19 protein-coding genes and 2 pseudogenes are annotated in these 20,453 nt (G+C 57.4%); 4 read left to right on the top strand and 17 right to left on the bottom strand.

The features are described from left to right. Positions 1 to 29: 29 nt before the first annotated feature. From ACW9IB_RS01795 to ACW9IB_RS01750, 10 genes and pseudogenes are all read right to left on the bottom strand, one after another. Entirely contained in the window at positions 30 to 1,214 is a 1,185-nt protein-coding gene (locus ACW9IB_RS01795; protein ID WP_457412025.1) for an STY4528 family pathogenicity island replication protein, read from the bottom strand. Then, positions 1,211 to 1,759 carry a DUF2857 domain-containing protein gene (locus ACW9IB_RS01790; protein WP_457412024.1) on the bottom strand — a complete coding sequence of 183 codons (549 nt, stop codon included), beginning with the start codon at positions 1,757 to 1,759 and terminating at the stop codon, positions 1,211 to 1,213. Before ACW9IB_RS01790 ends, ACW9IB_RS01795 begins: the two co-directional genes overlap by 4 nt. Continuing rightward, a complete protein-coding gene (locus ACW9IB_RS01785; protein WP_457412023.1) occupies positions 1,756 to 3,342 on the bottom strand; it encodes a ParB family protein in 1,587 nt (528 codons plus the stop codon). Before ACW9IB_RS01785 ends, ACW9IB_RS01790 begins: the two co-directional genes overlap by 4 nt. 14 nt (positions 3,343 to 3,356) lie before the next feature. Next, positions 3,357 to 3,566 (bottom strand): hypothetical protein, encoded by a 210-nt coding sequence (locus ACW9IB_RS01780; protein WP_031320302.1) that lies wholly within the window; start codon positions 3,564 to 3,566, stop codon positions 3,357 to 3,359. Positions 3,567 to 3,649: 83 nt separating this feature from the next. Continuing rightward, the gene (locus ACW9IB_RS01775) at positions 3,650 to 4,492 is read right to left on the bottom strand and encodes a ParA family protein (RefSeq protein WP_457412021.1); all 843 of its coding nucleotides are present in this window, start codon (positions 4,490 to 4,492) and stop codon (positions 3,650 to 3,652) included. 4 nt (positions 4,493 to 4,496) lie between these two features. Further along, positions 4,497 to 4,727: an AlpA family transcriptional regulator gene (locus tag ACW9IB_RS01770; protein WP_457412020.1), complete on the bottom strand. Its 231-nt coding sequence runs from the start codon at positions 4,725 to 4,727 to the stop codon at positions 4,497 to 4,499. A 101-nt stretch (positions 4,728 to 4,828) separates the two neighbouring features. Then, complete coding sequence (locus ACW9IB_RS01765; protein ID WP_457412018.1) at positions 4,829 to 5,581, bottom strand: hypothetical protein; 753 nt, start codon at positions 5,579 to 5,581, stop codon at positions 4,829 to 4,831. Positions 5,582 to 5,967: 386 nt separating this feature from the next. Then, positions 5,968 to 6,060 (bottom strand): annotated as a pseudogene (locus ACW9IB_RS01760) (LysR substrate-binding domain-containing protein); the annotation flags it as partial. Between the two features lie 226 nt (positions 6,061 to 6,286). Further along, positions 6,287 to 8,047, bottom strand: a complete 1,761-nt coding sequence (lhpI, locus tag ACW9IB_RS01755) for a cis-3-hydroxy-L-proline dehydratase (protein WP_457412017.1) — start codon at positions 8,045 to 8,047, stop codon at positions 6,287 to 6,289. Positions 8,048 to 8,106: 59 nt separating this feature from the next. After that, positions 8,107 to 8,316 (bottom strand): transporter substrate-binding domain-containing protein, encoded by a 210-nt coding sequence (locus ACW9IB_RS01750; protein ID WP_423812591.1) that lies wholly within the window; start codon positions 8,314 to 8,316, stop codon positions 8,107 to 8,109. Between the two features lie 36 nt (positions 8,317 to 8,352). On the opposite strand from ACW9IB_RS01750, the pseudogene ACW9IB_RS01745 reads away from it, so the two are divergent. Then, positions 8,353 to 8,523, top strand: a pseudogene (locus ACW9IB_RS01745) (LLM class flavin-dependent oxidoreductase); the annotation flags it as partial. 240 nt (positions 8,524 to 8,763) lie between these two features. Here ACW9IB_RS01745 and ACW9IB_RS01740 read toward each other — a convergent pair. The 3 genes from ACW9IB_RS01740 to ACW9IB_RS01730 all read right to left on the bottom strand — a co-directional run bounded on the left by ACW9IB_RS01740 (position 8,764) and on the right by ACW9IB_RS01730 (position 12,714). After that, positions 8,764 to 10,083 carry an MFS transporter gene (locus ACW9IB_RS01740; protein ID WP_457412015.1) on the bottom strand — a complete coding sequence of 440 codons (1,320 nt, stop codon included), beginning with the start codon at positions 10,081 to 10,083 and terminating at the stop codon, positions 8,764 to 8,766. A 132-nt stretch (positions 10,084 to 10,215) separates the two neighbouring features. Further along, entirely contained in the window at positions 10,216 to 11,226 is a 1,011-nt protein-coding gene (locus ACW9IB_RS01735) for a proline racemase family protein (protein ID WP_016973516.1), read from the bottom strand. A 3-nt stretch (positions 11,227 to 11,229) separates the two neighbouring features. After that, positions 11,230 to 12,714 carry an L-serine ammonia-lyase, iron-sulfur-dependent, subunit alpha gene (locus ACW9IB_RS01730; RefSeq protein ID WP_457412013.1) on the bottom strand — a complete coding sequence of 495 codons (1,485 nt, stop codon included), beginning with the start codon at positions 12,712 to 12,714 and terminating at the stop codon, positions 11,230 to 11,232. 231 nt (positions 12,715 to 12,945) lie between these two features. Here ACW9IB_RS01730 and ACW9IB_RS01725 point away from each other — a divergent pair, with 231 nt between their 5' ends. Continuing rightward, entirely contained in the window at positions 12,946 to 13,983 is a 1,038-nt protein-coding gene (locus ACW9IB_RS01725; protein ID WP_042918723.1) for a GlxA family transcriptional regulator, read from the top strand. A 193-nt stretch (positions 13,984 to 14,176) separates the two neighbouring features. On the opposite strand, the gene ACW9IB_RS01720 is transcribed toward ACW9IB_RS01725, so the two are convergent. The 3 genes from ACW9IB_RS01720 to purU all read right to left on the bottom strand — a co-directional run bounded on the left by ACW9IB_RS01720 (position 14,177) and on the right by purU (position 16,892). Next, on the bottom strand, positions 14,177 to 15,520 hold the full coding sequence (locus ACW9IB_RS01720) for an amino acid permease (RefSeq protein WP_457412012.1): 1,344 nt from the start codon (positions 15,518 to 15,520) through the stop codon (positions 14,177 to 14,179). Positions 15,521 to 15,677: 157 nt separating this feature from the next. Beyond that, positions 15,678 to 16,022 (bottom strand): bifunctional methylenetetrahydrofolate dehydrogenase/methenyltetrahydrofolate cyclohydrolase, encoded by a 345-nt coding sequence (locus ACW9IB_RS01715; protein WP_457412011.1) that lies wholly within the window; start codon positions 16,020 to 16,022, stop codon positions 15,678 to 15,680. A gap of 9 nt (positions 16,023 to 16,031) precedes the next feature. Then, a complete protein-coding gene (gene purU / locus ACW9IB_RS01710; protein WP_457412009.1) occupies positions 16,032 to 16,892 on the bottom strand; it encodes a formyltetrahydrofolate deformylase in 861 nt (286 codons plus the stop codon). 426 nt (positions 16,893 to 17,318) lie between these two features. Between purU and ACW9IB_RS01705 the strand changes: the two genes are divergently transcribed. Both ACW9IB_RS01705 and ACW9IB_RS01700 read left to right on the top strand, forming a co-directional pair. Further along, positions 17,319 to 18,641, top strand: coding sequence for an NAD(P)/FAD-dependent oxidoreductase (locus tag ACW9IB_RS01705; protein ID WP_457412008.1), 1,323 nt, complete (start codon positions 17,319 to 17,321; stop codon positions 18,639 to 18,641). An 83-nt stretch (positions 18,642 to 18,724) separates the two neighbouring features. Beyond that, positions 18,725 to 19,075 carry a RidA family protein gene (locus tag ACW9IB_RS01700; protein ID WP_457412007.1) on the top strand — a complete coding sequence of 117 codons (351 nt, stop codon included), beginning with the start codon at positions 18,725 to 18,727 and terminating at the stop codon, positions 19,073 to 19,075. 25 nt (positions 19,076 to 19,100) lie between these two features. On the opposite strand, the gene ACW9IB_RS01695 is transcribed toward ACW9IB_RS01700, so the two are convergent. Further along, positions 19,101 to 20,006, bottom strand: coding sequence for a LysR substrate-binding domain-containing protein (locus ACW9IB_RS01695; RefSeq protein WP_016973508.1), 906 nt, complete (start codon positions 20,004 to 20,006; stop codon positions 19,101 to 19,103). Positions 20,007 to 20,453 lie beyond the last annotated feature (447 nt).

The raw sequence follows: 20,453 nt of genomic DNA, 5'->3' as shown, positions 1-20,453 counted from the left end.
TGGATTTGATGCCACTGGCATCAAATCTACTAACGTCCACTCCCTCCACGCAGTTGGCGCAGCTCATTCAGGCACGCTTGAGCGACGGCTGATGCAGGTTCGCCCTTTTTTCGAGACGTCCGCGAAGGGGCTGGTGGGGACGGCTCTGCGATGGGTGATGGTTCGGCCTGACTTGCCCAAGGCCGAAAGTCACCCTTCAGCGCACGCTGGGCCAAGCCCATCAGATAGGCCGCTGGCTTGCGTATACCACCAGCCGCACAGCGTGCCCCCGCTTCGTTAAGGACTGCCTGCCGATCCGCTGGGCTGAGCTTGTTCAGCGCCACGGCGACGGCTTTACGCTCACTTGGACTTAGATGCAGCGGCTCGGGCCAGTGAAGGTTATCCACTGGTGGAGTCGCGCGCGTTACAGTACTTATTCTTTCTTTTAATACAGTACAGGCGCCGTTCGGATTCCGAACGCTGCCGGAAACACTGGCGTTCACGCCTGGTTTGGATTCCGAACAAGGGTCTGCACGATTCCGAACGAGGGAATTTTCTCCCGGTTCGGAATCGTGCAGAGCGGCATCGGTTTCCGGATCCAATCCTTGCTGCGCCCAAAGTCCGCCCCAACTGTCGAGCCGCGTCGGTAATCGATCCCGATCAATATTCGTGTCTTGGTGGACTTCCTCCACAACGTGCTGGGCGACAATACGTACCGCCTTGGTGGCATGACCGAGGGCATGTCCGACCAGCGCCAGGTAATCCTGATCCAGTTCCATGGCTTCGGCGGGGGTTAACGGCTCATCGTGCAGAACGTACAGCGAACCTTGAAGACGTCCGCTGAGCTGATCGCGTCCGCGACTCACCAAACTGAGCCAGCGCGTTAACCTGAGCATCGTCAACACCCGAGAAATGGTTTCACGGGACGCTGACGCTCCGTAGGGCACGCTTGATAGGTAAGGCTGCAAATCCTCATAGCGCGGTGTGACCACGCCCTGACCGTGCAGCATGAGCCGAAACACCTGCCAGGCATTCCGTTCCAATGGCGTCAGCCGATTATCCAACATCAGCCGACGTAGCACGACTTCGTGAGATTGGCCACTGAACAAAAAGCCCGCCTGCAGGGCCTGGTTGGAGGGTTGTTCAGTGGTGGGGCGTGCGGGCCAGCGTTCACTAAGCTGCTGGGTGCATTGCTGCAGAACACGCTGCCAGCGACTGGAAGGTGCAGGGTTCATGTTCCGTTGCTGTACTGGTTGATCTGCTGCCAGACGATGGTCAAGCTGATCTGCTGTTCTTGGGCCAGCAGCATCATGGCGTCGAGCTGATCCTCGGTACCGTCTTGAGTGCGTAGCTGGCACCATCGCTGCCAGAGCGCATGTTCCTGGGCTTCGCTCAAATGCTGAGGGCGGCCCTTACGGGTTTCTATCTTGAGCAGACGTCGACGCAGGGCGGTTTCCGAATGCGCCAAGCCGAAGTAGTGATACATGATTGTGCTGCTGGCGCCTAACTTGAGCGCGCGGTTGATCAAGCGCTCGTTCTGTTCGTCGCGTTCGGCTTGTTCGATCAACCGGTGCAGCACCGGCGAGTCGATCTTGACCTCTACCCATGGTACGGCGGCATGGGCCAGGCGTGACAGGGTGGTGGGCGGTAAAGATTGCAACAGGTAGATGTCGTCCTCACCCAGTCCAAGTGCTTTGCAGCGCTGCAGGTTGCCCTGGCGCAACTCGTGTAGCACCTGGGTAAGCATGGCTTGGTTGAGCACATTGAAAGACAGATTCATAGCAGCTCCTTCGGTGAGTTGCCTTCCTGGTTAAGCGTTAAGTCGATCAGGCGGCGGGCCAGGCGGATCAGGCGATACAGTTTGATGAGCAGACTGTCGGGCAATCGCTCCAGTCCCACATCCATGGCGGGACGATCTGTCAGCGGCAGTTGATAGATCCCCAACAGCAGCTGCCCGAACAGGGCTGAAGGCAGTTGCTTGCGATCCTCCCAGTTCACTTCGTCTTGAGCACGCAGCAGGGCCAGGAGCAATAAGTGAACGCCGGCCGTGCGCGGCGCTGCAAGATCAACTCGCTCGATGTTCAGGGCGAAGCCCAAGCCAAGCTTCTGATCGATGATGCTCTCGGGATGTCCAGCATAGGCCGCCATTTCCCGCGCCAGTTTGGCAATGGCGGATCGCAGTTGTTCGGGGCTATCCAGTGCTGGTGCGATAGTCCAGATGTCGTCGATCGCATAGGTGTCGACCGAAGATGCCGCGTCGGTGGCGGTCTCGCGATCGATCTGTTCACGGATCTGTTGAACGCGTGATGGAAGACTGACCGCTGATACGACCTTCGTTTCTGGCGGTGTGAGCGGCTCTTCTAGCGTGGGTTCGGTATGGGGCCCAGTCTCAGTTGATTTGGGATGGAGCTCGGAGGAGGGAGGTCCTGCCGCGGCGACATCAACGCTCGGCAGATGGCTATTCTCTGAGGGTGTAGTCACGACGATGCCCGGCGTTGAGATGACTCGCTGGGTATCGCTCAGCTCCAGGGCCAACATACGGTAGGACTGTCCGAGCAAGCGGCTCATGCGTTCGAGCAGTTCATCCTGGAGTTGCTCAAGATCGAATGACTCGGGTTCGGCATCAAAGTAACCCAGTGTATCGAACCAAAAATCGGTGAACGCAATGGGGGCAGTTGGATAGCGGTTCCAGGTTCGTTCAGCCTGGCTACGTAGACCGATCAGGCGCTCTATTTGAGGTTTGCCCAAACCGGCATACAGGGTTTGTGGAATGGCGGGCAATAAGTGTTCGAGGGTGTCCAGCATTCGGCTGATGTGCGACTGCGAAATCGGATAGCCTCCAGCGGCAAGATGTCCTGCCAACTCACGTTGCGAGAGCAGCGCTCCCTCTGCTTCGAGCATGGTTTTGAGCTTGGCTACCGCCAGAGCCCGTTCGATGAAGGTGAGTTGGCCGTGCAGATCGCTTTCGGCCAGATGGCCGAGTAGGGCGGTGATTTCATTGCTCCAAGGTCGGAACAGGCAATGAATGCGAAAGAAACGCTCGTCGCGGGTTTCCTGCCACAGCTCGCCGAGAATTGCCAAGCGTGTATTACCGCCGTTGCGGATGATGAAATAGGATTCGCCCGGGCGGCGGGTAATCGGTGGGGGTTGATCCAGTCCGCGCTCACGGATCGACGCCTTGATGTCGTCGTACAGCGGATTACGGATGAAGCGCGGGTTGTGTTCGTAGGGCCGCAACTGCTCCAGCGTGACCAGCATGGGCGTGTCGATGAGTGGATCGGACAGCCGCTCCAGCTCCGGGCCCCGAGGGAAGTGGTCCTGGTGCAGCTTGCCGGTGATCTGCTCCTGACTGAGCTTCTTCATCTGAACAACCTCAGTTAACGCCGGTTGCGCAAATGGTCACCGACCTCGAACTTGACGATCTCGGCAGTACCCGAACCTTCGAAATGCCGAGAGAGTTCTGCGAGGAACCAGCCCATAGCCGAGCGCCCACCCTGCAGGCGAAAGACCACGGTGCAGTACTCCTCACAAGGCGGGTGGTGTGGTTGAGTGGACGGTGGAACGATGATGGGAAGTTGATCCAACATCAGAGAACTCCTAGCCAAACGGGTGGCCTCAAGATCGATCAAACACAATGACGGGGTGAGAAGTGCCAGTTGGGTGACTTGTCTCATTGAACCTCCGCGCATCGGCTTACCGAAGAGATCGCTTTGTGCCAGTCCGGGAATAGCTCAATGGCCAGCGCTTGCATGGTTTCCATCGCGGATGGCGAGCGTCGTTCGCGTGACTGGCGCGTCTCGATTCGGTGGACCGGTAGGCCAAGGGAGGCGGCATTGAGATACGCCACTCGGTCTGGAACTACGGTGTCTAGAACTGAGATATTGGTAGTCCCAGCAAAGGTTTCGCGCAGGCCTCGGATGATCATCCGTGTGTCCACTCGAATGCTATTCACCTGGTTCAGTAGCAATCGCAAAGGGGGCGGTGGAATGCCCATGTGGCGGAAAGGTTCGAGTTCGCTGAGTAGCTTCAAGGTGCCACGCTGCAGTTCGCGGGCGGCGAGCATTTCCGGGGTGATGGGAGAGAGGGCAAGGTCGGAGGCCAGGATGGCCATCTCCAGCAGCACGCTACGCGCACCTTGGGTGTCGATCAAAAGCAGGTCGTAACGGGCGCGGAAGTTGTCGAGCAGATTGCGTAGGCGAAATCGCCCGTCAGGGGCGTGCAGCAGCAAGGTACTCAGTCGACCTTGATCGTCGTTGGAGACGATCAGATCGAGCCCTGCAATCACTGTCCTGGAAATAATCTGGGCAGGCATAGCTAGGTTGAGTGCGATGAACTCGTACGCACCGGCATCAGCCTTCTGGCTCAAGGCGTAATAGCTGGAGAGGGTGGGTTGGCTATCCAGATCCAGTAGCAGGACGCGTAGGCCTGCGTCAGCCAGTAGGCCGCCGAGATTGGCGGCTACTGTGGTTTTGCCCACCCCGCCTTTGGTGGAAACCACCGATACCACACGCATGGCATCAGGCCTGTTGGCCTAAGCGTTCAACGACCCACTGCTCGATTTCCAGCGAGTCCCAGCCGACTGCCCGCAATCCAATGCGTTTAGCCTGAGGGAATTTACCTTCCTTCATCAGGTTGTAGATGTGCGCGCGTTTGAAGCCGGTTTTTCGTTCCACCTCGTCACGTCGCATGATGTGGCGTTCAATGTTGTCTGCGCGCGTGGGCAGGTAGTGGGCCAATTGATCAGTCATGTGGAGCACTCCATAGCACTTGCTGGGGAGTTGCCATTCAAGAACAAGATGAGTAACTGAGCACCGAAAAATGCGATAGTGGCTCTCGCGGATTTCGGTATCTATTCAAAATCATCGATGCATCGCTTGGCCGCTGCAAATTTTTCCTCAAGAGTACGCTGGCTGAAACCTGGCTTATTACGATTGTGTGCAATCAGCGCGCTGATGATCGAAGCTTGACTTGTCAATGTGGAATAAGATCTGCCTCCTGGGGATTTCCCAAGCATAAGCTTCAAAAGCGCTCCGATCAGACGCAGATAGTTTTTTTGGCTTCGTTCGGAGGGCTTGCCTCGCACGCAAAGTTCTGAAGTAAGAGCAATATTCTTTTCGCGAAGGGAGTCTCGTTCTTCCTGAAGTTCAAGAAGTAAGGACTGAGTGCGAGCTTGCTTGATCTTGTATATTTCGATCTCTGTCAATAAAAGATTGTACGTGTCAGAAGTTTCAGGTAGTACAGATTTTCTTTCCAAGTCATTAAATAAAAAGGCTGGTTTTTCACCCGAAAGAAATTGAGTGAACCAGTTTTTTAGGTCAGTATGTCGGATAGTCAGTAAGGCAGGTTCGACGTGTTCGCTAGATGACACAGTGACTCCCAGACAACCGTAAGGCAGTTCCTGATGACGGATGGCATCCCATAAAATTTCGAGTTTTTGTTGAATGCAGGGATAAGAATGAGTATATCCTCGCTGCAGTAGTAAGTGATCGGCTTCACTGACTATCTGCGCCTCTAGATGTAATAAATCGCACCAGCGGATGGCAACTTCGATTGGGCGATAGAAAGTTTTTGAGTGTGGCAATTTGAGGGATTTATTATCCATTTTAATATCCTTCTTCACTCAAAAATACGAACGTCACCAGCCATATGAGTTTGGTTACGCTGACCGGGCGGCGTTAAGCAAATGGCGCCGCTTGACCTACGGTTAGGCTACCGACCAAGGCAGCAGCGGGAACAGGTCGTACGGTTCCATCAACGGATGGACGGTATGGTTTCGCACTATGTCCCGCCCTAATGGCGCATTCATTCTTAACACTACCGAAGATGAGGATTCACTCCCAAGGTAGATTAAGGGGCGCCAGACAAGCTTTGTGACCTAGGCTTTGCGCGATCTTCAAGGTTGGCATGGGGCTATTACCGCGCCTGTCTGTGGCGATTTACTGATGGTTGCCATCACACCGTTCCTCTCTCGTTGGCACATGCGTACATAATTTCGTTGCCGCCCCGAGTGAAACTACTGTGGCGCGCGCTTGCCTCAACCGCGACGAGGTTTTGCAATGGTGGCATGGGAGTGATATGCATAATTCACTAGGCCGGAGATATTGCGGTCTGAATGGCACTCATCCGTGTATCTCCCATTGCACGAGATGCTCCAGTGGCGTGGCGCTACCTTATTAGCTAGCGCCAATCAGCCTTCTGTGACGGTCACTCGACGCTTAGATCTCTGGGGATCGCCCAAGGCCATCTATAACTTAAGCTAGAGCATTTGGCGTGCGATGTCCCGGCCCACACCTGATGCTCTAGTCGATTATGTAGCTAGAGATTTTCGCCAAGCAGGATAAGCTCCTTGAGTATGTCCTTTGGAAGCAGCCTCAACACAACCAGCTAGGCTCGCGAAGTGGACGGGGCGACCGACGAGACCTGGAGCGTAATGCGCAAATTTCGCCGAGTTGGTCATGACGTTTTTGGCAGCCAGCGGGATCACTGGCTCGCCTAGCATGCACCAGCAAGTGTCATTCACGATTTGGCCGCCGAACCGCTCGATCTCCGCGATATAGCCGTTTTGTATCGCCTGCTCGTAAATAGCACGTCCACATGTGATGACCATTGCTGTATCAGGAGCTTTGACTAAACCCTTGCAGAGCTCCGCCAGAGTCTTGAATTCCGTCAGCGAAAAATGTGGATTACCCAGCGTTACGATATCGACGCGCGATTCACTGGCACTGTTCAGACTGTTCCAATTTTGAAGCAAGTCGACTGGGGCAATGGTTATCTCTTCTAAGCCGGAGTCCAAAAACTCGGATTTATCGACATCCAGTGCTTCTGGCGTAACACCCGCGATGTGAAATAGCGGGGCCCCTGATGTGGTTCCGAATGCTGCCGAGAAAGCCTTCAGGTTGTCTAGGGTTGGAGCAGCGCTCTCTAGCCCAAACACAAGCGGAATACGCTTCCCGGCCAACAATCCGACGTGATACCCGAGCAGAGGATAAAACGCATCGTCTAGCTCATTAGGCAATGCCACGTGGATTTTCAACTGAGGCTTCCGGTGTTCGTTTAGGTGGCATCCGGAAAGGGGCGCTCGCCCAGTGATGGCGATGCAGATATCTAGGTAATCGGGGTACTTCAATGTTCGGGCCGCAAGAACACTGTTCGCATACACGACCGCGTTAGACTCTGCCCAGACGATTTGCTCACCTGCCTTAGGCGCCGACTCCAGCAGGTAGGGCGCGCACGTGTAACTCATCCGTGCTCCCATTGCCATATAGGCACTTCCCACAGCGCTGGCAGGCTCGCCGAATGCTGGATCTACACCGAGAGTCTTCCACCGGCGCTGATCAACGGAAATTGAGTTGAGCGTCGTAGGAACAACAACCTTGGCACCCCACTCGACAAACTGCTCAGCGAATTTAAGGCTCGCTGGCCCGGTGTAAATGCATCCATCAATATGTGCTTGGGTGACGTTGATAAGCTCACTGGCACCTTGTAAATCGGCCATCTTCAAAACGACTTGCATAGCAACCTGGGCAGCTTTGCCTTGATCGCCTGCTAGCATTTTTCGATCTTCATCCGAAAGAACGATTGGGTACGCTGAAAAGTCGAGCGTGCCGTTGGGCTTGCTCGGTGCAAAATCATCTTGGGGAAGGCTACTCAGTGTCCTTACGGACTCGTCGCTGACACGTGCATAGGAGCTACCACGAAGGGATTCAAACGCCTCCTTACCGATGCTGATAACAGGTATTGAGCGCTCGTAGATCATCTCCGCCAGCAACACTCCGAGTGTAAGGATCTCATCCACTTCCGCTAGGATAAGCGCTGCAGGCGCATGGCCAGAACTGATGAGCTCCATCATCACACTGCTTCCAGTGCAAGAGCCCCTGCCAGAAGGAATCGCCAAGACACGACCTGCTAAGTTCTTCCCGGCTAGCGGATGATGCTGGTCGATTACGTCACCTGTGAGTGAATTCACTCCTCCCCAGAAGCTGAGTCCTACGTCCGCGAAAAGCAGTTCGCCCTGTGCAGAGCCGCCAACCAAGCTGCGGCCTGGGAGAATTTTATCCTCGTTCGTCATCAGTAACCTCGGCACTCAACTTTACCTTCGGCGCCCAATCGGACGCTGAAGGCCGTCATTTAGCTGTTTTTAGAGTTGACCGGCTGCACAGTGAAGGAGCGCTTCATCTTGTAGAGCGTACCCTCGCCCAGCCACTTATCAAAAATTGTCTGCATTTCACCAGAGTTCTCCATATCTCGAAGCGCTTTGTTGACCGATTCAAGCAAGGCTGGCTCGCCCTTCTTCACACCGATACTCCAGAACTCGTTACCAATAGGCGGGCTCAACACAGCGTATTTGCTAGCGTCAGCGCCAACTTGATGCCGTTGCTCCCAGATGGGCTGCAGCACTTCACGGAGCTTTTAGTACCGGTACTGCAGGCCCGTGGCTTCTTCCGCACTGATTACAGCGGCACGACTTTGAGAGACCACTTTGGCCTGGCCACCCCAGCGAATCGCAACGCAACTCACCAGGAAAAGCTGAACCAAAGCGTCTGATCAGAGATGCTTGACCTGGCGACTAGTTTGCCAGGCGCCGAGGCCAAATGATCATCCCATAATGCCCGGCATGATACGCCGGGCACTTCTAAGCAGTGCGATCGAACCGTACACGGCTCACAGCTATCGACCCAAGCGGGCACTTGGCATTCGCCACTACTTGTTTCCAGCAAGCCAGATGATGGCTCTGCCGGAGCGAGATTTGGCGTTTCCCCGGACCAGGGGCATACCCACGGTGTATTAAGCTCGCGCAGGCTCCGGCGCAAACGCTTGGCAGATTACTCCGCCGAGCACCAACGCAACAATACAGATGCCCAGTGTTGCCTGCACGCCATGGGTCTCCATCACGATCGGCAACAGGAATGTCCCGCCCGCTGCTCCTAGCCGGCTTATGGCCACCGAAAATCCGATTCCAGAAGCCCGCAATTCAGTCGGGAACAGCTCCGGCAGATAAGCATATTCGAGCACAGTGCACCCTGACATCACTACAGCGAACGCCGAGAACAGCACCACAGCCAACATTGGCGGCATGCCCGCCCACAGGGTGAGCACCAGTAGCACGGCGGCGCAGAAGTAGAAACTGCCGATCAGGAAGACACGGCGGCTGATCTTGTCCACGATCCAGAACCCAGCCAGGATGCCGACGAACAGGAAGATGTTGTAGATGATCGAGCCTGCCTCGGTGTTCTCCACCTTTATGGCTTCCAGCACCCGCGGAATGAACGTGCCCAGTGCAAAGAACGGTATCACCTGACAGAAGTAGAACGCCGCGCCAACAAATGCATTCTTACGCCAGGCTCGGCTGAACAACTGCGCCCAGCCGGCATTCTTCTGCACAGCGCCTTGCTCTGGCAGAGCAATGTCGGCGCCCATATGCTGTTTGACGATTGCCTGCGCTTCCTGCCGACGCCCCTTCGAGATCAGCCACAGCGGCGATTCAGGCGTACCCATCCGGATCAACAAAGTCATCAGCGCCGGAATCAAGCTGCTGGCCAAGGCCCAGCGCCATGCGCCTTCACCCATATTCTCGATCAGCACACCCGCAAAGTAGGCGAACACAAAGCCAGCCACCCAGGCGATCATCACGGCGCTCATGATCCGACCGCGATGGCGCTTGGGCGCTAGTTCGCTGACCAGCGAAAGGCTGACCGCGTAATCGGCGCCAATCGCCAGCCCTAGCACCAAACGCAAGACAAGCAACTGCTCAGGGGAAGTGACGAAGTATTGCAGCACCGCGGCAACGGCGAACACCCAGATCGTCTGGTTGTAGATGCCCTTGCGACCGATACGGTCGACCACCGAGCCGGCAAGCAAGCTGCCGAACAGAATACCGAGCAAAGAGCCGGCGGCGATCAGGCCGGTCCAGAAATTGTTCAGGTGCAGGTCACCAGCGGCCATGCTCAGGGCGATGCCGATCATGCCGATAATGAAACCATCGGTGAACTGGCCGCCCATGCCGCCGGCAATAGCCTTGACGTGTACGCGCCGCAGCGGCGCATCATCAAAGGAGATCGAGCCGGGTGAAACGGAATCCGAGTATCCAGTAACGACTGTACTCATGGTGTGCCTCGCTGTTTTTATAGTTGGCTTGGTCAAAGGATGTGGATCGTTTTTATTGGGGCTGAGCGAATCCGTCGCACGGTCAGAAGGCCGACCTGGCAAGTGGGCGTGGTGCTTGTAAGCGGCGGTTATCTATTCAGCATTCGGGCCCCAGGTGTCTGAGAGCACGTAGCCGTTGGCGTAGGGGTCTGTGGCATCTGCCCAGTACTTTTCGCGGGAGTAGATCCAGGCCCTGCCGCTAATTTCATGGGTGATGTTGCCGCTACGAGGTTCGGCCTGCTCGACGATCCGGCACTCGAACGTGCTGCCGATCAGGCTGTGGAAAGTCACGGGCTGGTTCACTGCTACCTGCCCCCGTCGATGCAGGATCGCCAGCCTTGCACCGCAGCCGGTGCCGCATGGTGAGCGGTCGACGCGACCGGGGTGGATGATGTTGCAGTTCAGCCGTTTGCCGTCCTCGGTGTCGGTAAACATCACGTATTCGATCTTGCAGGAACCCAGTCCCGGGCGCTGCGCGAGGTGAATCTGCTCCTGGGCGGCCTGCTTGATGACCGCGGCCAGTTCAACCAGCCGCCGCGCCGCCTGCTTCACCAGACGCACACCCAGTTGCTCGGCCTCGACCAGCACAAAGAAGCAACCGCCGTATGCCACATCCACCTTCAGCTGCCCAAGGCCGGGCACCTCCAGAGCGTGGTCCAGGTGCTCGACGAAGCTGGGCGCCATCTTCACCGTTACCCGTTCACACTTGCCATCGCGACACTTGGCGCGGGCTTCTACGCGCCCGGCCGGTGTCTCGATCGCCACGGTGGTCAGCGGCTCGCGCATGGCGACCGTGCCTATCTCCAGGGCGGCGGTAGTCACGCAGATGCAGTTGGACCCAGACAGCGCGTGGGCGCCGTCGGGCTGAAGCGGGATGAAGGCGATGTCCGCCGAGGTATCCACCGGCTCAAGCAACAGGTTCACGGTCATGTTGGCCGAGCCGCGCGGTTCGAACAGACAGCGCCGGATCAGGCTGTCATCCACGAGGTTGAGATAGTCCATCTTCTCGCGCAGCGTGTGCCCGGGAATGGCCGGTGCGCCCTTGAGCAGCACCCGGCCGATTTCGCCTTCGGCGTGCACACCAGCCAATTCGATGATCTGCATAGTTCAGGCCTCCAGGTTCTTGACAGCGACCAAGCGCAGCGCCGAGGGCGTGGTGGCGCAACCGCCGCGTGCTGTGCAGCGCAGGTCGGGATGCATCATGTCGCCGACCTTGACGGTCTGCTCGACCAGTTCATCGAAGGGAATAACCGCATCGAAGCCGCCCAAGGCTGCTGTGCTGGCGCTCCACGCGTGGCCCACACCGGCGATATTGCGGGCGTGGCAGGGGATCTCCACTTCGCCGCCCACAGGGTCACAGATCAGCCCCAGGGTGTTCATCAGGCAGATCGATGCAGCGGTAAGGATCTGCGCCGGTGTACCGCCGAAGTAGTGGGTGATGCCAGCCGCCGCCATGGCCGCCGAGGTGCCGGTTTCCACGGAGCAGCCGCCCATTTCTGCGGCGTAGGAGCCGCGCACCGCGAACAGCGCGCCAATCAGCGCCATCACTTTCAGGCTGTCGCTCAGGGCGTGGTAGCTGGCGCCGAATGCGCGCAGTGCGTGCAGACAACCGGGTACGATACCGGCGCTGCCTGCCGTGGGCGCGGCGCAGACAACGCCGCGGCTGGTGGTTTCTTCCATGGCAGCCAGCGCGCCGGCGATCGCGATCTTGAGGAAGCTGCTTTCCAGCGGCTCCGGCAACGGGGTGCGGGAAAATCGGCGGGCCGTCGGGCGCAGGTATTTCATGCCGGCGCTGTCTTCTTTGGCCAAGCCAGCTTCCACCGAGGCGGCCATCAGTTGCACGCGTTCATCGAACCGCTGCTGGACAGTGGCCACGTCCAGCCCGAGCCGGTCGCATTCGTAGGCCGTCGCATAGTCGGCCAGGTCGGCGTCCGCTGCTACACATTGCAGCAGATGGCTTGCGCCCAGCAAGGTGCGTTCGCGGTTGCACACTACTTCCTGGGTGGGGCTGGCCAGACGCACCCGACGCAGGCCAGCCTGCCCGCGCAGGTCGGCGAGCATCCGGGCCGACGGCGCGGCTGTCAGGGCGCAGATCGTCATGTCGTGGAGCCTTCGGCGCTGCGCTACCTGCGAGCCTTCAAGGCAGAACATCAGGTCGCTCGTTACCGCTCCTTCGTGTTCGACGATCAGGGTGTACGCGGCGCCGTCCACATTGATGTGCTGGCCATTGAGGTGGGTGACCAGAAAGGTACCACCACCGAGTGACACGCCCTCGAACACATCGGTGCGCTCATGGGCTTGGATGCCGGTGACGCAGACGTGCAGATCGACCCGGTTCGGATGGTCGTTGCGCTCCAGCGGCACGATGCGGATCGCGAATTCGAAATCCTGCCCTCGGCGAACGCGCTGCAAGGCCTGCTTGTAAGCCTCGGAGGTTATGGTCACACCCGCCAGCCCGGCGGCAAACCCTTCATCGCTGCCCTGATTGCTGTAAACCTCGGCAAATGAGCCCGATGGGTCGAAATGGACGACCACCGACCTCAACTGCTCTCCTGGGGCGAGCGCCAGTTCCCGCACGGTCCGGCCGATCATGTAGGGCGCAGCGGAGTGAGAACTGGAAGGGCCACGCATCACGGGGCCGATGACAGTATTTAGCAGGCTGATGTCTTGGGTCATGAACGCTTCTACTGATGTGGTCTTGGAGTTATGGACGGACTCAGGCGTGCCCGTTGAAAAAATCATAAGGGGGAAAGTTTAGTTAATATGAGTACACAGGCGACATCAGCAGGTATTATCCGGACATCCGCCATGAGGATGCTGACGATGAATATTCCCAGGCTGAATTTTCCCTCTCCGGTGGACGACCATCTGCCGGTGGTGAGCGTGCCCGGCCTGTCGGTGGGGTTTGTGCTGTTGCCAGGTTTTACCCTGATGGCGTTTTCCGGCCTCGTCGAGGTCTTGCGGCACGCGGCCGATCGAGGCGACAAGAGTGATCAGGTACTGTGCCGCTGGAAGCTGATGGCCGCTGATCGATCGATGCTTAAAGCCAGTTGCGGGCTGGAAGTACGGCCGGAGGCCACACTTGAGGACCCCGCGCAGTTCGACTACATCGTGGTAGTGGGCGGGCGAGTACCGCGGCCTCTGGACTACGATCGCCGAGTGCTGGAGTACCTGCGCACAGCCCAGGCGACAGGGAAAGTGCTGGTCGGAGCCTGCACTGGTTCCTTCGCATTGGCCAAGGCGGGGTTGATGGACGCCGTGCACACCAGCGTTCACTGGTATCACTACACCGAATTCCAAGAGTACTTCCCTGAGTCGATCCCCGTGACCGATGAAATATTCATCGTCGACAAAGGCATTATCACTTGCGCGGGTGGCACATCGACGATGGATCTGGCGCTGTATCTGGTCAGCCGCCACTGCGGCGTTGACCGCGCGACGAAGAGCCTGAGGCACCTGATTTCCGACCAGATGCGCGAGGCCAACCATCCGCAGATCCCATTGCTGCACTCGGACTCGAAAGCCTTTTCACTCGACGGCAAGGTACGCAGGGCGGTGTTCCTCATGCATCAATATATCCGTGCGCCGCTGACGATTGCGCAGATCGCCGAGAAGGCGAGCATCGGGGAGCGGCAGCTTTCACGGCTATTCGTGAAATATCTGGGAGTGACACCTTCGGAGTATTACCGGCGTGTCAGGCTGGAGCAGGGGTGCTGGTTGCTGGAAAGCACAGCGCACCCGGTCACGCAGGTGGCATACGAGACCGGGTTTACTGACTTATCACATTTCAATCGGCAGTTTGCTCAAGCGTACGGAATGCTACCATCGCGGTGGCGGGACCAAGCGCGTGCCCCGTCATAGCGGACTGCAAACCACTATAAGTCCAAAAGCATCATCGGTACGCTGGAGGGCTCAAGCCTGCGAAGATTTGCTCCCAGACGGCGAGCTAGGCGCGCCCTTCGACCCAACCGGGCTCAGGTCGATGCTGACAGCCAGCTAGCTTTACGGTGAAGCGCTCTCCCAAGCTTGGGATAAGGGCGCTCTAGCAGCTGGATCAGTTACTCAGCGCACTCTGGGCCCCTGCTGAGTTTTTTGTTTTCCTACGGTTCTGCGAGATCAAGCCTAGCGCGACCGTCAGCAACGTCAGCAGACCCGTGGCTGTCACTTCACTGCGGTGCTCAGGCAGCACGACCATCGTGGTCAGCGCGGCGACGATAAAGCCGATTGCCAGCCAGGTCAGTACCAGGAACATCCACATTTTGAGCGCGATCGGCGTGTTGCTGCGCTCAAGCTTATAACGCATGCGCAGCTGGCACATCGCGATCACCAGGTAGACCAGCAGAGCGATCGCGCCAGATGATGCCAGCAATAAACCAAACACCTCTGACGGTGCGAAGAAGTTCAATGCAGAGGTCAGCAGCCCGATGACCGTGCTGGCTACTACTGCAAAAGCTGATACGTCTTTGCGAGTGGTGCGGCGGATGACACTTGGCGCATCGCCCCGCTTAGCCAGCGAGAAGACCATGCGCGAGGAGATGTAGATCGCTGAGTTCAAGCAACTGGAGACCGCTACCAGCACCACGATGTCGACCAGGAACTTGGCGTGTGGGATGTTCATGATCTCCAGCGCGCGCTGATATGAGCCCTGCACCGGCAACTGCGGGTCATTCCAGGCAACGATCGAGATGATTACGAAGATCGACACCAGGTAGAACAGGCAGATTCGCCAGATCACCGAACGGGTCGCCTTGGCGATGTTGCGCGCCGGATCTTTCGACTCCGCCGCAGCGATGGTCACCGCCTCGATACTGATGAAGCTGAACATGGTGGTCAGCAGTGCGCCGCTGACCGCGCCGAACCCATTGGGCATGAAGCCGCCATTCTGAGCGACCAGGGTGCTGAGCCCGATGACTTCACGGTTCGGCAGGAAGTCGAACAGCACCAGGCCGCCGAGTACGATGAAGGCGATGATCGCGATCACCTTGAGCATGGCGAACCAGAACTCGAACTCCCCGTACTTGCCGACTCTGAAGAGGTTGGTGATGGTCAGCAATGCGGTGATGCTGAAAGCGAACACCCACGTCTCGATGCCGGGGAACCAGGTATTGAGGACTGCAGCTGCAGCGATGGCCTCAAGCGGGATGACCAGCACCCAGAACCACCAGTACAGCCAACCGATGGTGAAGCCGGCCCATGGGCCAATGGCACGATCTGCATAGGTGGAAAATGACCCGGTGTCCGGAGAGGCGATGGCCATCTCGTCGAGCATGCGCATGACGAGCACCACTAGTGCCCCCGCCATCATGTAGGCCAGGATGGCGGCAGGACCTGCAGCTGCGATCGCATGACCGGAACCGCTGAATAGGCCCCCGCCGATCACGCCGGCGATGGAAAGCATCGTGATATGTCGTTGTTTGAAGCCGTGCGCGAGCGCACCTGCTCAGATACAGAAGTGGACATGGCTACACCTTTATTGTTGTTAATATGTGGCTCTGTGGGCTGCCGGTCACAGCAGCCTTATGTGTTGCACGCGGAAAAGCTTGGGATGGTGGAAGTCACTGTTCGTTCTGATTGAGAGCGGCCTCCAGTGTGTCGCGCATGAGCATGGCAATGGTCATAGGGCCAGCGCCGCCGGGGACGGGGGTGATTGCCCGGGCGTGGCGTGACACGGAGTTGATCAAGTCGAGGAGTTCGACCTCGCTGGTCGAGACTGGCAACTCAAACTGGCGAGAGTTGAACCCACAGGCTTCGGCCTGGGCGCTCTTGTTACGTACATAGACCCTGCTGGCTGGATCTTCACCGACAAGCACCACCGCCAGTCCTGGTGCGATTGAATGCTGGACAACAGCTGTTCGCACTTCGGCCAGGATGCGCTCGACGATCGCCTTGCTGCGGATCACTTGGGGGGCTTAGTGGAAAATAACTGTGCGATCGTCATTGAGCAGAATCCTGTGTTCGAGGTGGAGTTTCACGGCACGGGCCAGAACTTGGCACTCCGTGTCGCGTCCGATGGCCACAAGGTCTTCCGCGGTCGCGGCATGATCGATGCGCTGCACGTTTTGCTCGATGATCGGCCTCTCATCTAGGTCCGCAGTAACGTAGTGGGCGGTTGCCCCGATGAGCTTCACCCCGCGCTTGTGCGCCTGGTGGTACGGACGCGCGCCTTTGAAACTAGGCAGGAAGGAGTGATGGATGTTGATGACGTGTCCAGCGAGGGCACGTGAAAGGTCATCGCTCAGGATCTGCATGTAGCGGGCAAGGATTACCAAGTCGATCTGCTGGTCTCGAACCATTTCGAGCAGCTTGGCCTCCTGCTCCTGCTCCTGCTCCTGCTTGTTGGCGGGAGTCACTGGCAGGTAGTGGAAGGCCAGGCCCTCATGCTCGGCTCTGCGACGAAAGTGCTCATGGTTCGACACGATGGACACAAGTTCCATCGGCAGTTGCTCAATGCTGTGCCGATGGAGCAGGTCATTCAGGCAGTGGCCGAGTTGGGACACAATGATCATCACGCGCGGCTTGGACGCTGCATCGTAGATCTGCCATTGCATGCCATAGGCACTCGCCACGAAGGAAAAAACCTCACGGAAATCGCTCAGGGCGACGCCCTGGCCGAGCTCAACGCAGACGCGCATGAAGAATTTGTTGTTGGCCGAGTCAACGTACTGGCCGCACTCAGTGATGTTGCCCGATTGAACAGAAATACAATTGCCGACGGCGGCAACTATCCCTTTTTGATCATTACAGACGAGCGTCAAAATCAGTTTGCTCATGGATACCTCAGGGAGCAATTGAAGCGGCTTCGCGGACTTACGGCAGCAGCGGCCCTCAAGCAAAGTGATGGATGCTTGTGGTTAGTTCATTGAGTTGCTGCGAGGAAACTATCGAGGATTAGATAAGCGAAAACAACGGATATGTTGGAATCCATAGATTCTGGAATGGAATACTTTTCACAGTGACACGCCCAGGGTCACCGGCTGGCCCTAGAGTGAGGAATCTCAAAGCTCTGCGCTAGAAGGGTTTCGAAGAAGGGGTCGCAGTAATCGCGCCGCCTAGGTGCTACTGGCCTTTCTTTACCGGAGCAGGGTAATGCAGCCTTCCGTTGAAATATGAGCATCTGGAATTCCTAAATGCCGTTTTTTCGTTAGTCAGCCATTGGTGATTACTGGATGCTTGCAACAACACCTTTGGAGGTAGCCATGCAAAAGATTAGTAAGTTCCCGATCGTCGACGGAAACTTGGGCTGGTATGAAACATCCCCGTCCCATGGGCAGAAGCTGGGTGAAAGACTCAAAGGCAGGAAGAGGTTCGACTACGCCGTGATTGGCGCCGGCTACACGGGCGTTGCAGTGGCGCAGCGCCTGGCCGAGTTGAATCCCGGTGCAAGAATCGCGATTGTGGATGCGCTGGGTGTTGGGCAAGGCACGTCCGGCCGCAATGCAGGCTTCGTGATCGATGTGCCGCACAACCTGGATGCTGGCAAGTCGAACGTCGAGCACGACCACAAGCTGTTCAAGCTCAACAACTTCGCCATCGAGCGCCTACGATCCCTCAAGGACAAGCACTCCATCGATTGCGCCTGGCAGAACGCCGGCAAGTACATGTCCGCCCATGAGCAGAGCAACGTCGCCGGCCTGGACCACTTCGTCGAGACCTTGAAGGCCTCCGGCTTTGAGTACGAGGTCGTGGAAGGCGCTGCGCTGAAGAAGCGACTGGGTACTGACTACTACCGCATGGCGGTGTACACGCCGGGTAACATCCTGATCAACCCTTCTTCCTTGATCAGAGGCCTGGCTGCTGCGCTGCCCAAAAATCTCACCTTGTTCGAAAACAGCCCGGTGGTCAGCTGTGAGTATGGCTCGCCGCATAAGCTCAACTTCCTGGGCGGTTCGATCGAAGCTAGCACCGTGATCCAGACCACCAGTTCGTTCAACGAGGAGTTCGGCCACCTGCAGAATCGATTGGCACCGATCTTCACCTACGCGAGCCTGACCGAAAAGCTGACACCGGACGAGTTGAAGAAGTACTTCGACGGCGTAAAGCCATGGGGCACCACTTCCGCGCACCCAGCCGGAACCACCGTGCGCTTCACCACTGACGGGCGTATTTTCGTGCGCAACTCGCTCAACTACGAGCGCAGCTTGAACAGCAACGCCGAGGGCCTGGAAATGGCCTTCAAGCAGCACCGCCGGTCTTACGAGGCGCGCTTCCCGTTCTTGGCCCACAAGAATTTTGAATACACCTGGGGCGGGATGCTGTGCATGACGCTGAATCACCAGTCGGTCTTCAAGAAGTCCGCAGAAGGCGTCTACACCATCGTTGGCTGCAACGGTGTAGGTGTGGCCAAGGGCACCTACCTCGGCTACTACATGGCCGACTACATCTGCGGCATCCCAAGTGAAGAGCTGGATTTCATCTTCGATAACAGCAACCCGTCCTGGGTACCGCCTGATCCCCTGAAGGCCATCGGGGCCGGCATTCGGCTCAAGCACGAATCCAGCAACGCTGGTGGCGATATCTAAGGACTACCCTTAGCTGCACATAGCCCGCCCGGCTTTGATACCGGCGGGCTGGGTCAGCACTCATCCATTGCAGAGAGGATCGAATGATCAAACGTCTTCACGAAAACCACCTCATGGCCCAGGTCGTCCGTTACGGGAGCACTGTAGAGACCGCGGGTCAGGTCGCTACCAATACTGCGGCTTCACTGGAAGAGCAGTCCATTGAAGTCCTTGGCAAAGTGACTGGCTTGCTGGAGGAAGTCGGCGCCACGCTGAATGACCTGGTGCGTGTTCAGGTGTGGCTGACCAACATCGCCGAATTCGAGACCTTCAATGCTGTCTACGAGAAGTGGTTGGATGGCCGACCAAAGCCGGTGCGCGCCTGCGTCGAGAGCGCACTCGTTGCCGGCGGCTACGTGGTCGAGGTACAGGCCTTCGCCTACGTGGCCGAGTAAGCCTGAAGGCTAACCGCTGACACCGTTATCGGTCGTCAGCGGTTGATTGCAGCAGCCACTCCTCAAAAATCTTGCATGCGTTCGAGAGCTTGGCCTTGTTCGAGTGAACGAGGAAGTCTGAGAAGCCGGTCTTTAGCTCGAACTGCTGCAACGCCTTCACAGCGCCTTTCTCGATCATCTCTCTAGCCATGAACTCCCAGCCCAGAGCGATCCCCAATCCTCTTTCCGCAGCGTTCAAGGCCAAGGTGACTTGGTTGTAGGTGATGACCTTGCCGGTAGGCTTGAACGTCTTCCCGAACTGCCCGAGCCAGTCATTCCAGTTCATGATATTCCAGCCCTCGTTGTCGATCTGGACCAGCGGGAGCTTCAACAGGTCATCAAGTGACTCCACCTGCTCGGCGGCGAATTTTGCACTGCAAACGGGGTACACGATCTCATCGAACAACTTCACACCGGAAAGGCCTGTCCATTCCCCCGCACCGTAGAGAATGCCGAAGTCATAGTTCAAGCACAGTGGGGCGGAAAGCTGGTTGGTGGCCACCACGTTGACCGTGATGTCGGGGAACTGCTGCTGGAAGTGGGCGAGTTTGGGGAAGAGGTAGTAGTGAGCGACCGCGTGCGTGCACACCACGCTGATGGTGTTCTGGTCGTACCATTTGCGCACCCGCTGGACGGTTTCGCGGAAAGACTCTAGCGCCGGCTGCACACCTTCGTATAGCTCACGCCCAGGTTCGGTCAGCACAACCCCGCGGTACTTGCGTGTAAACAGCGCAAACCCAAGGTTGTCCTCCAGCTTCTTCACCTGCTTGCTGACGGCGCTTTGCGTGATGAACAGCTCCTCGGCGGCCAGCGTAAAGCTGCCTGTCCGAGCTACAGCTTCGAAGAAAACCAGAGGACCCACTGGGGGGAGTGCTTTGGTGTTTTTATCCATACCAAGGACCTTTGGCTCTAATACTCAAGATCAACTATAATCAATTTTTCAGTTTTCAATCGTGCCCTGTTGACTATGCAATGAGTCGATACACGCTCTAAGTTCTTCAAAATGGTTTGAGTAGTTGTGAGAAGAATATACCCTTCTAATGTCAGATCGGAACCTCTTCGGGTGCGCTCGAACAAAACAAGGAGGGATTGGGCGTGAGGAAAAAGCCTCGGCAGGATGGAAAACGATGCGGGGGGCTGGCTGAGTCGAGGTGGATCGTTAACACCGCCTTTTTCGCCATGGTATGCAAGTACTGCCACTGACTGTCAAAAAGTGTATGCGTGCGACCCTTCTTGCGATCCGTGAGGAGTTGAGTCGCCGGCGTCATGACCTTATCCGGATTCAAGGGCGATGGCTAAAACGTGTGATAAGCGGTTACTTCAATTACCACGCGGTGCC

It is taken from the genome of Pseudomonas sp. SDO524_S393 (assembly GCF_054071875.1).
The sequence above is the reverse complement of the archived record's forward strand: the minus strand, read 5'-3'. Positions and strand labels throughout refer to the sequence as shown.

What these genes read in the sequence shown, in the direction of transcription:
- lhpI (WP_457412017.1), bottom strand. Translation starts at nt 8,047, where the DNA reads ATGACGAACGAGGATAAAATTCTCCCAGGCCGCAGCTTGGTTGGCGGC.
- ACW9IB_RS01740 (WP_457412015.1), bottom strand. Translation starts at nt 10,083, where the DNA reads ATGAGTACAGTCGTTACTGGATACTCGGATTCCGTTTCACCCGGCTCG.
- purU (WP_457412009.1), bottom strand. Translation starts at nt 16,892, where the DNA reads ATGAGCAAACTGATTTTGACGCTCGTCTGTAATGATCAAAAAGGGATA.
- ACW9IB_RS01735 (WP_016973516.1), bottom strand. Translation starts at nt 11,226, where the DNA reads ATGCAGATCATCGAATTGGCTGGTGTGCACGCCGAAGGCGAAATCGGC.
- ACW9IB_RS01790 (WP_457412024.1), bottom strand. Translation starts at nt 1,759, where the DNA reads ATGAATCTGTCTTTCAATGTGCTCAACCAAGCCATGCTTACCCAGGTG.
- ACW9IB_RS01765 (WP_457412018.1), bottom strand. Translation starts at nt 5,581, where the DNA reads ATGGATAATAAATCCCTCAAATTGCCACACTCAAAAACTTTCTATCGC.
- ACW9IB_RS01775 (WP_457412021.1), bottom strand. Translation starts at nt 4,492, where the DNA reads ATGCGTGTGGTATCGGTGGTTTCCACCAAAGGCGGGGTGGGCAAAACC.
- ACW9IB_RS01700 (WP_457412007.1), top strand. Translation starts at nt 18,725, where the DNA reads ATGATCAAACGTCTTCACGAAAACCACCTCATGGCCCAGGTCGTCCGT.
- ACW9IB_RS01770 (WP_457412020.1), bottom strand. Translation starts at nt 4,727, where the DNA reads ATGACTGATCAATTGGCCCACTACCTGCCCACGCGCGCAGACAACATT.
- ACW9IB_RS01730 (WP_457412013.1), bottom strand. Translation starts at nt 12,714, where the DNA reads ATGATCGGCCGGACCGTGCGGGAACTGGCGCTCGCCCCAGGAGAGCAG.
- ACW9IB_RS01780 (WP_031320302.1), bottom strand. Translation starts at nt 3,566, where the DNA reads ATGTTGGATCAACTTCCCATCATCGTTCCACCGTCCACTCAACCACAC.
- ACW9IB_RS01785 (WP_457412023.1), bottom strand. Translation starts at nt 3,342, where the DNA reads ATGAAGAAGCTCAGTCAGGAGCAGATCACCGGCAAGCTGCACCAGGAC.
- ACW9IB_RS01720 (WP_457412012.1), bottom strand. Translation starts at nt 15,520, where the DNA reads ATGCTTTCCATCGCCGGCGTGATCGGCGGGGGCCTATTCAGCGGTTCC.
- ACW9IB_RS01725 (WP_042918723.1), top strand. Translation starts at nt 12,946, where the DNA reads ATGAATATTCCCAGGCTGAATTTTCCCTCTCCGGTGGACGACCATCTG.
- ACW9IB_RS01695 (WP_016973508.1), bottom strand. Translation starts at nt 20,006, where the DNA reads ATGGATAAAAACACCAAAGCACTCCCCCCAGTGGGTCCTCTGGTTTTC.
- ACW9IB_RS01705 (WP_457412008.1), top strand. Translation starts at nt 17,319, where the DNA reads ATGCAAAAGATTAGTAAGTTCCCGATCGTCGACGGAAACTTGGGCTGG.
- ACW9IB_RS01795 (WP_457412025.1), bottom strand. Translation starts at nt 1,214, where the DNA reads ATGAACCCTGCACCTTCCAGTCGCTGGCAGCGTGTTCTGCAGCAATGC.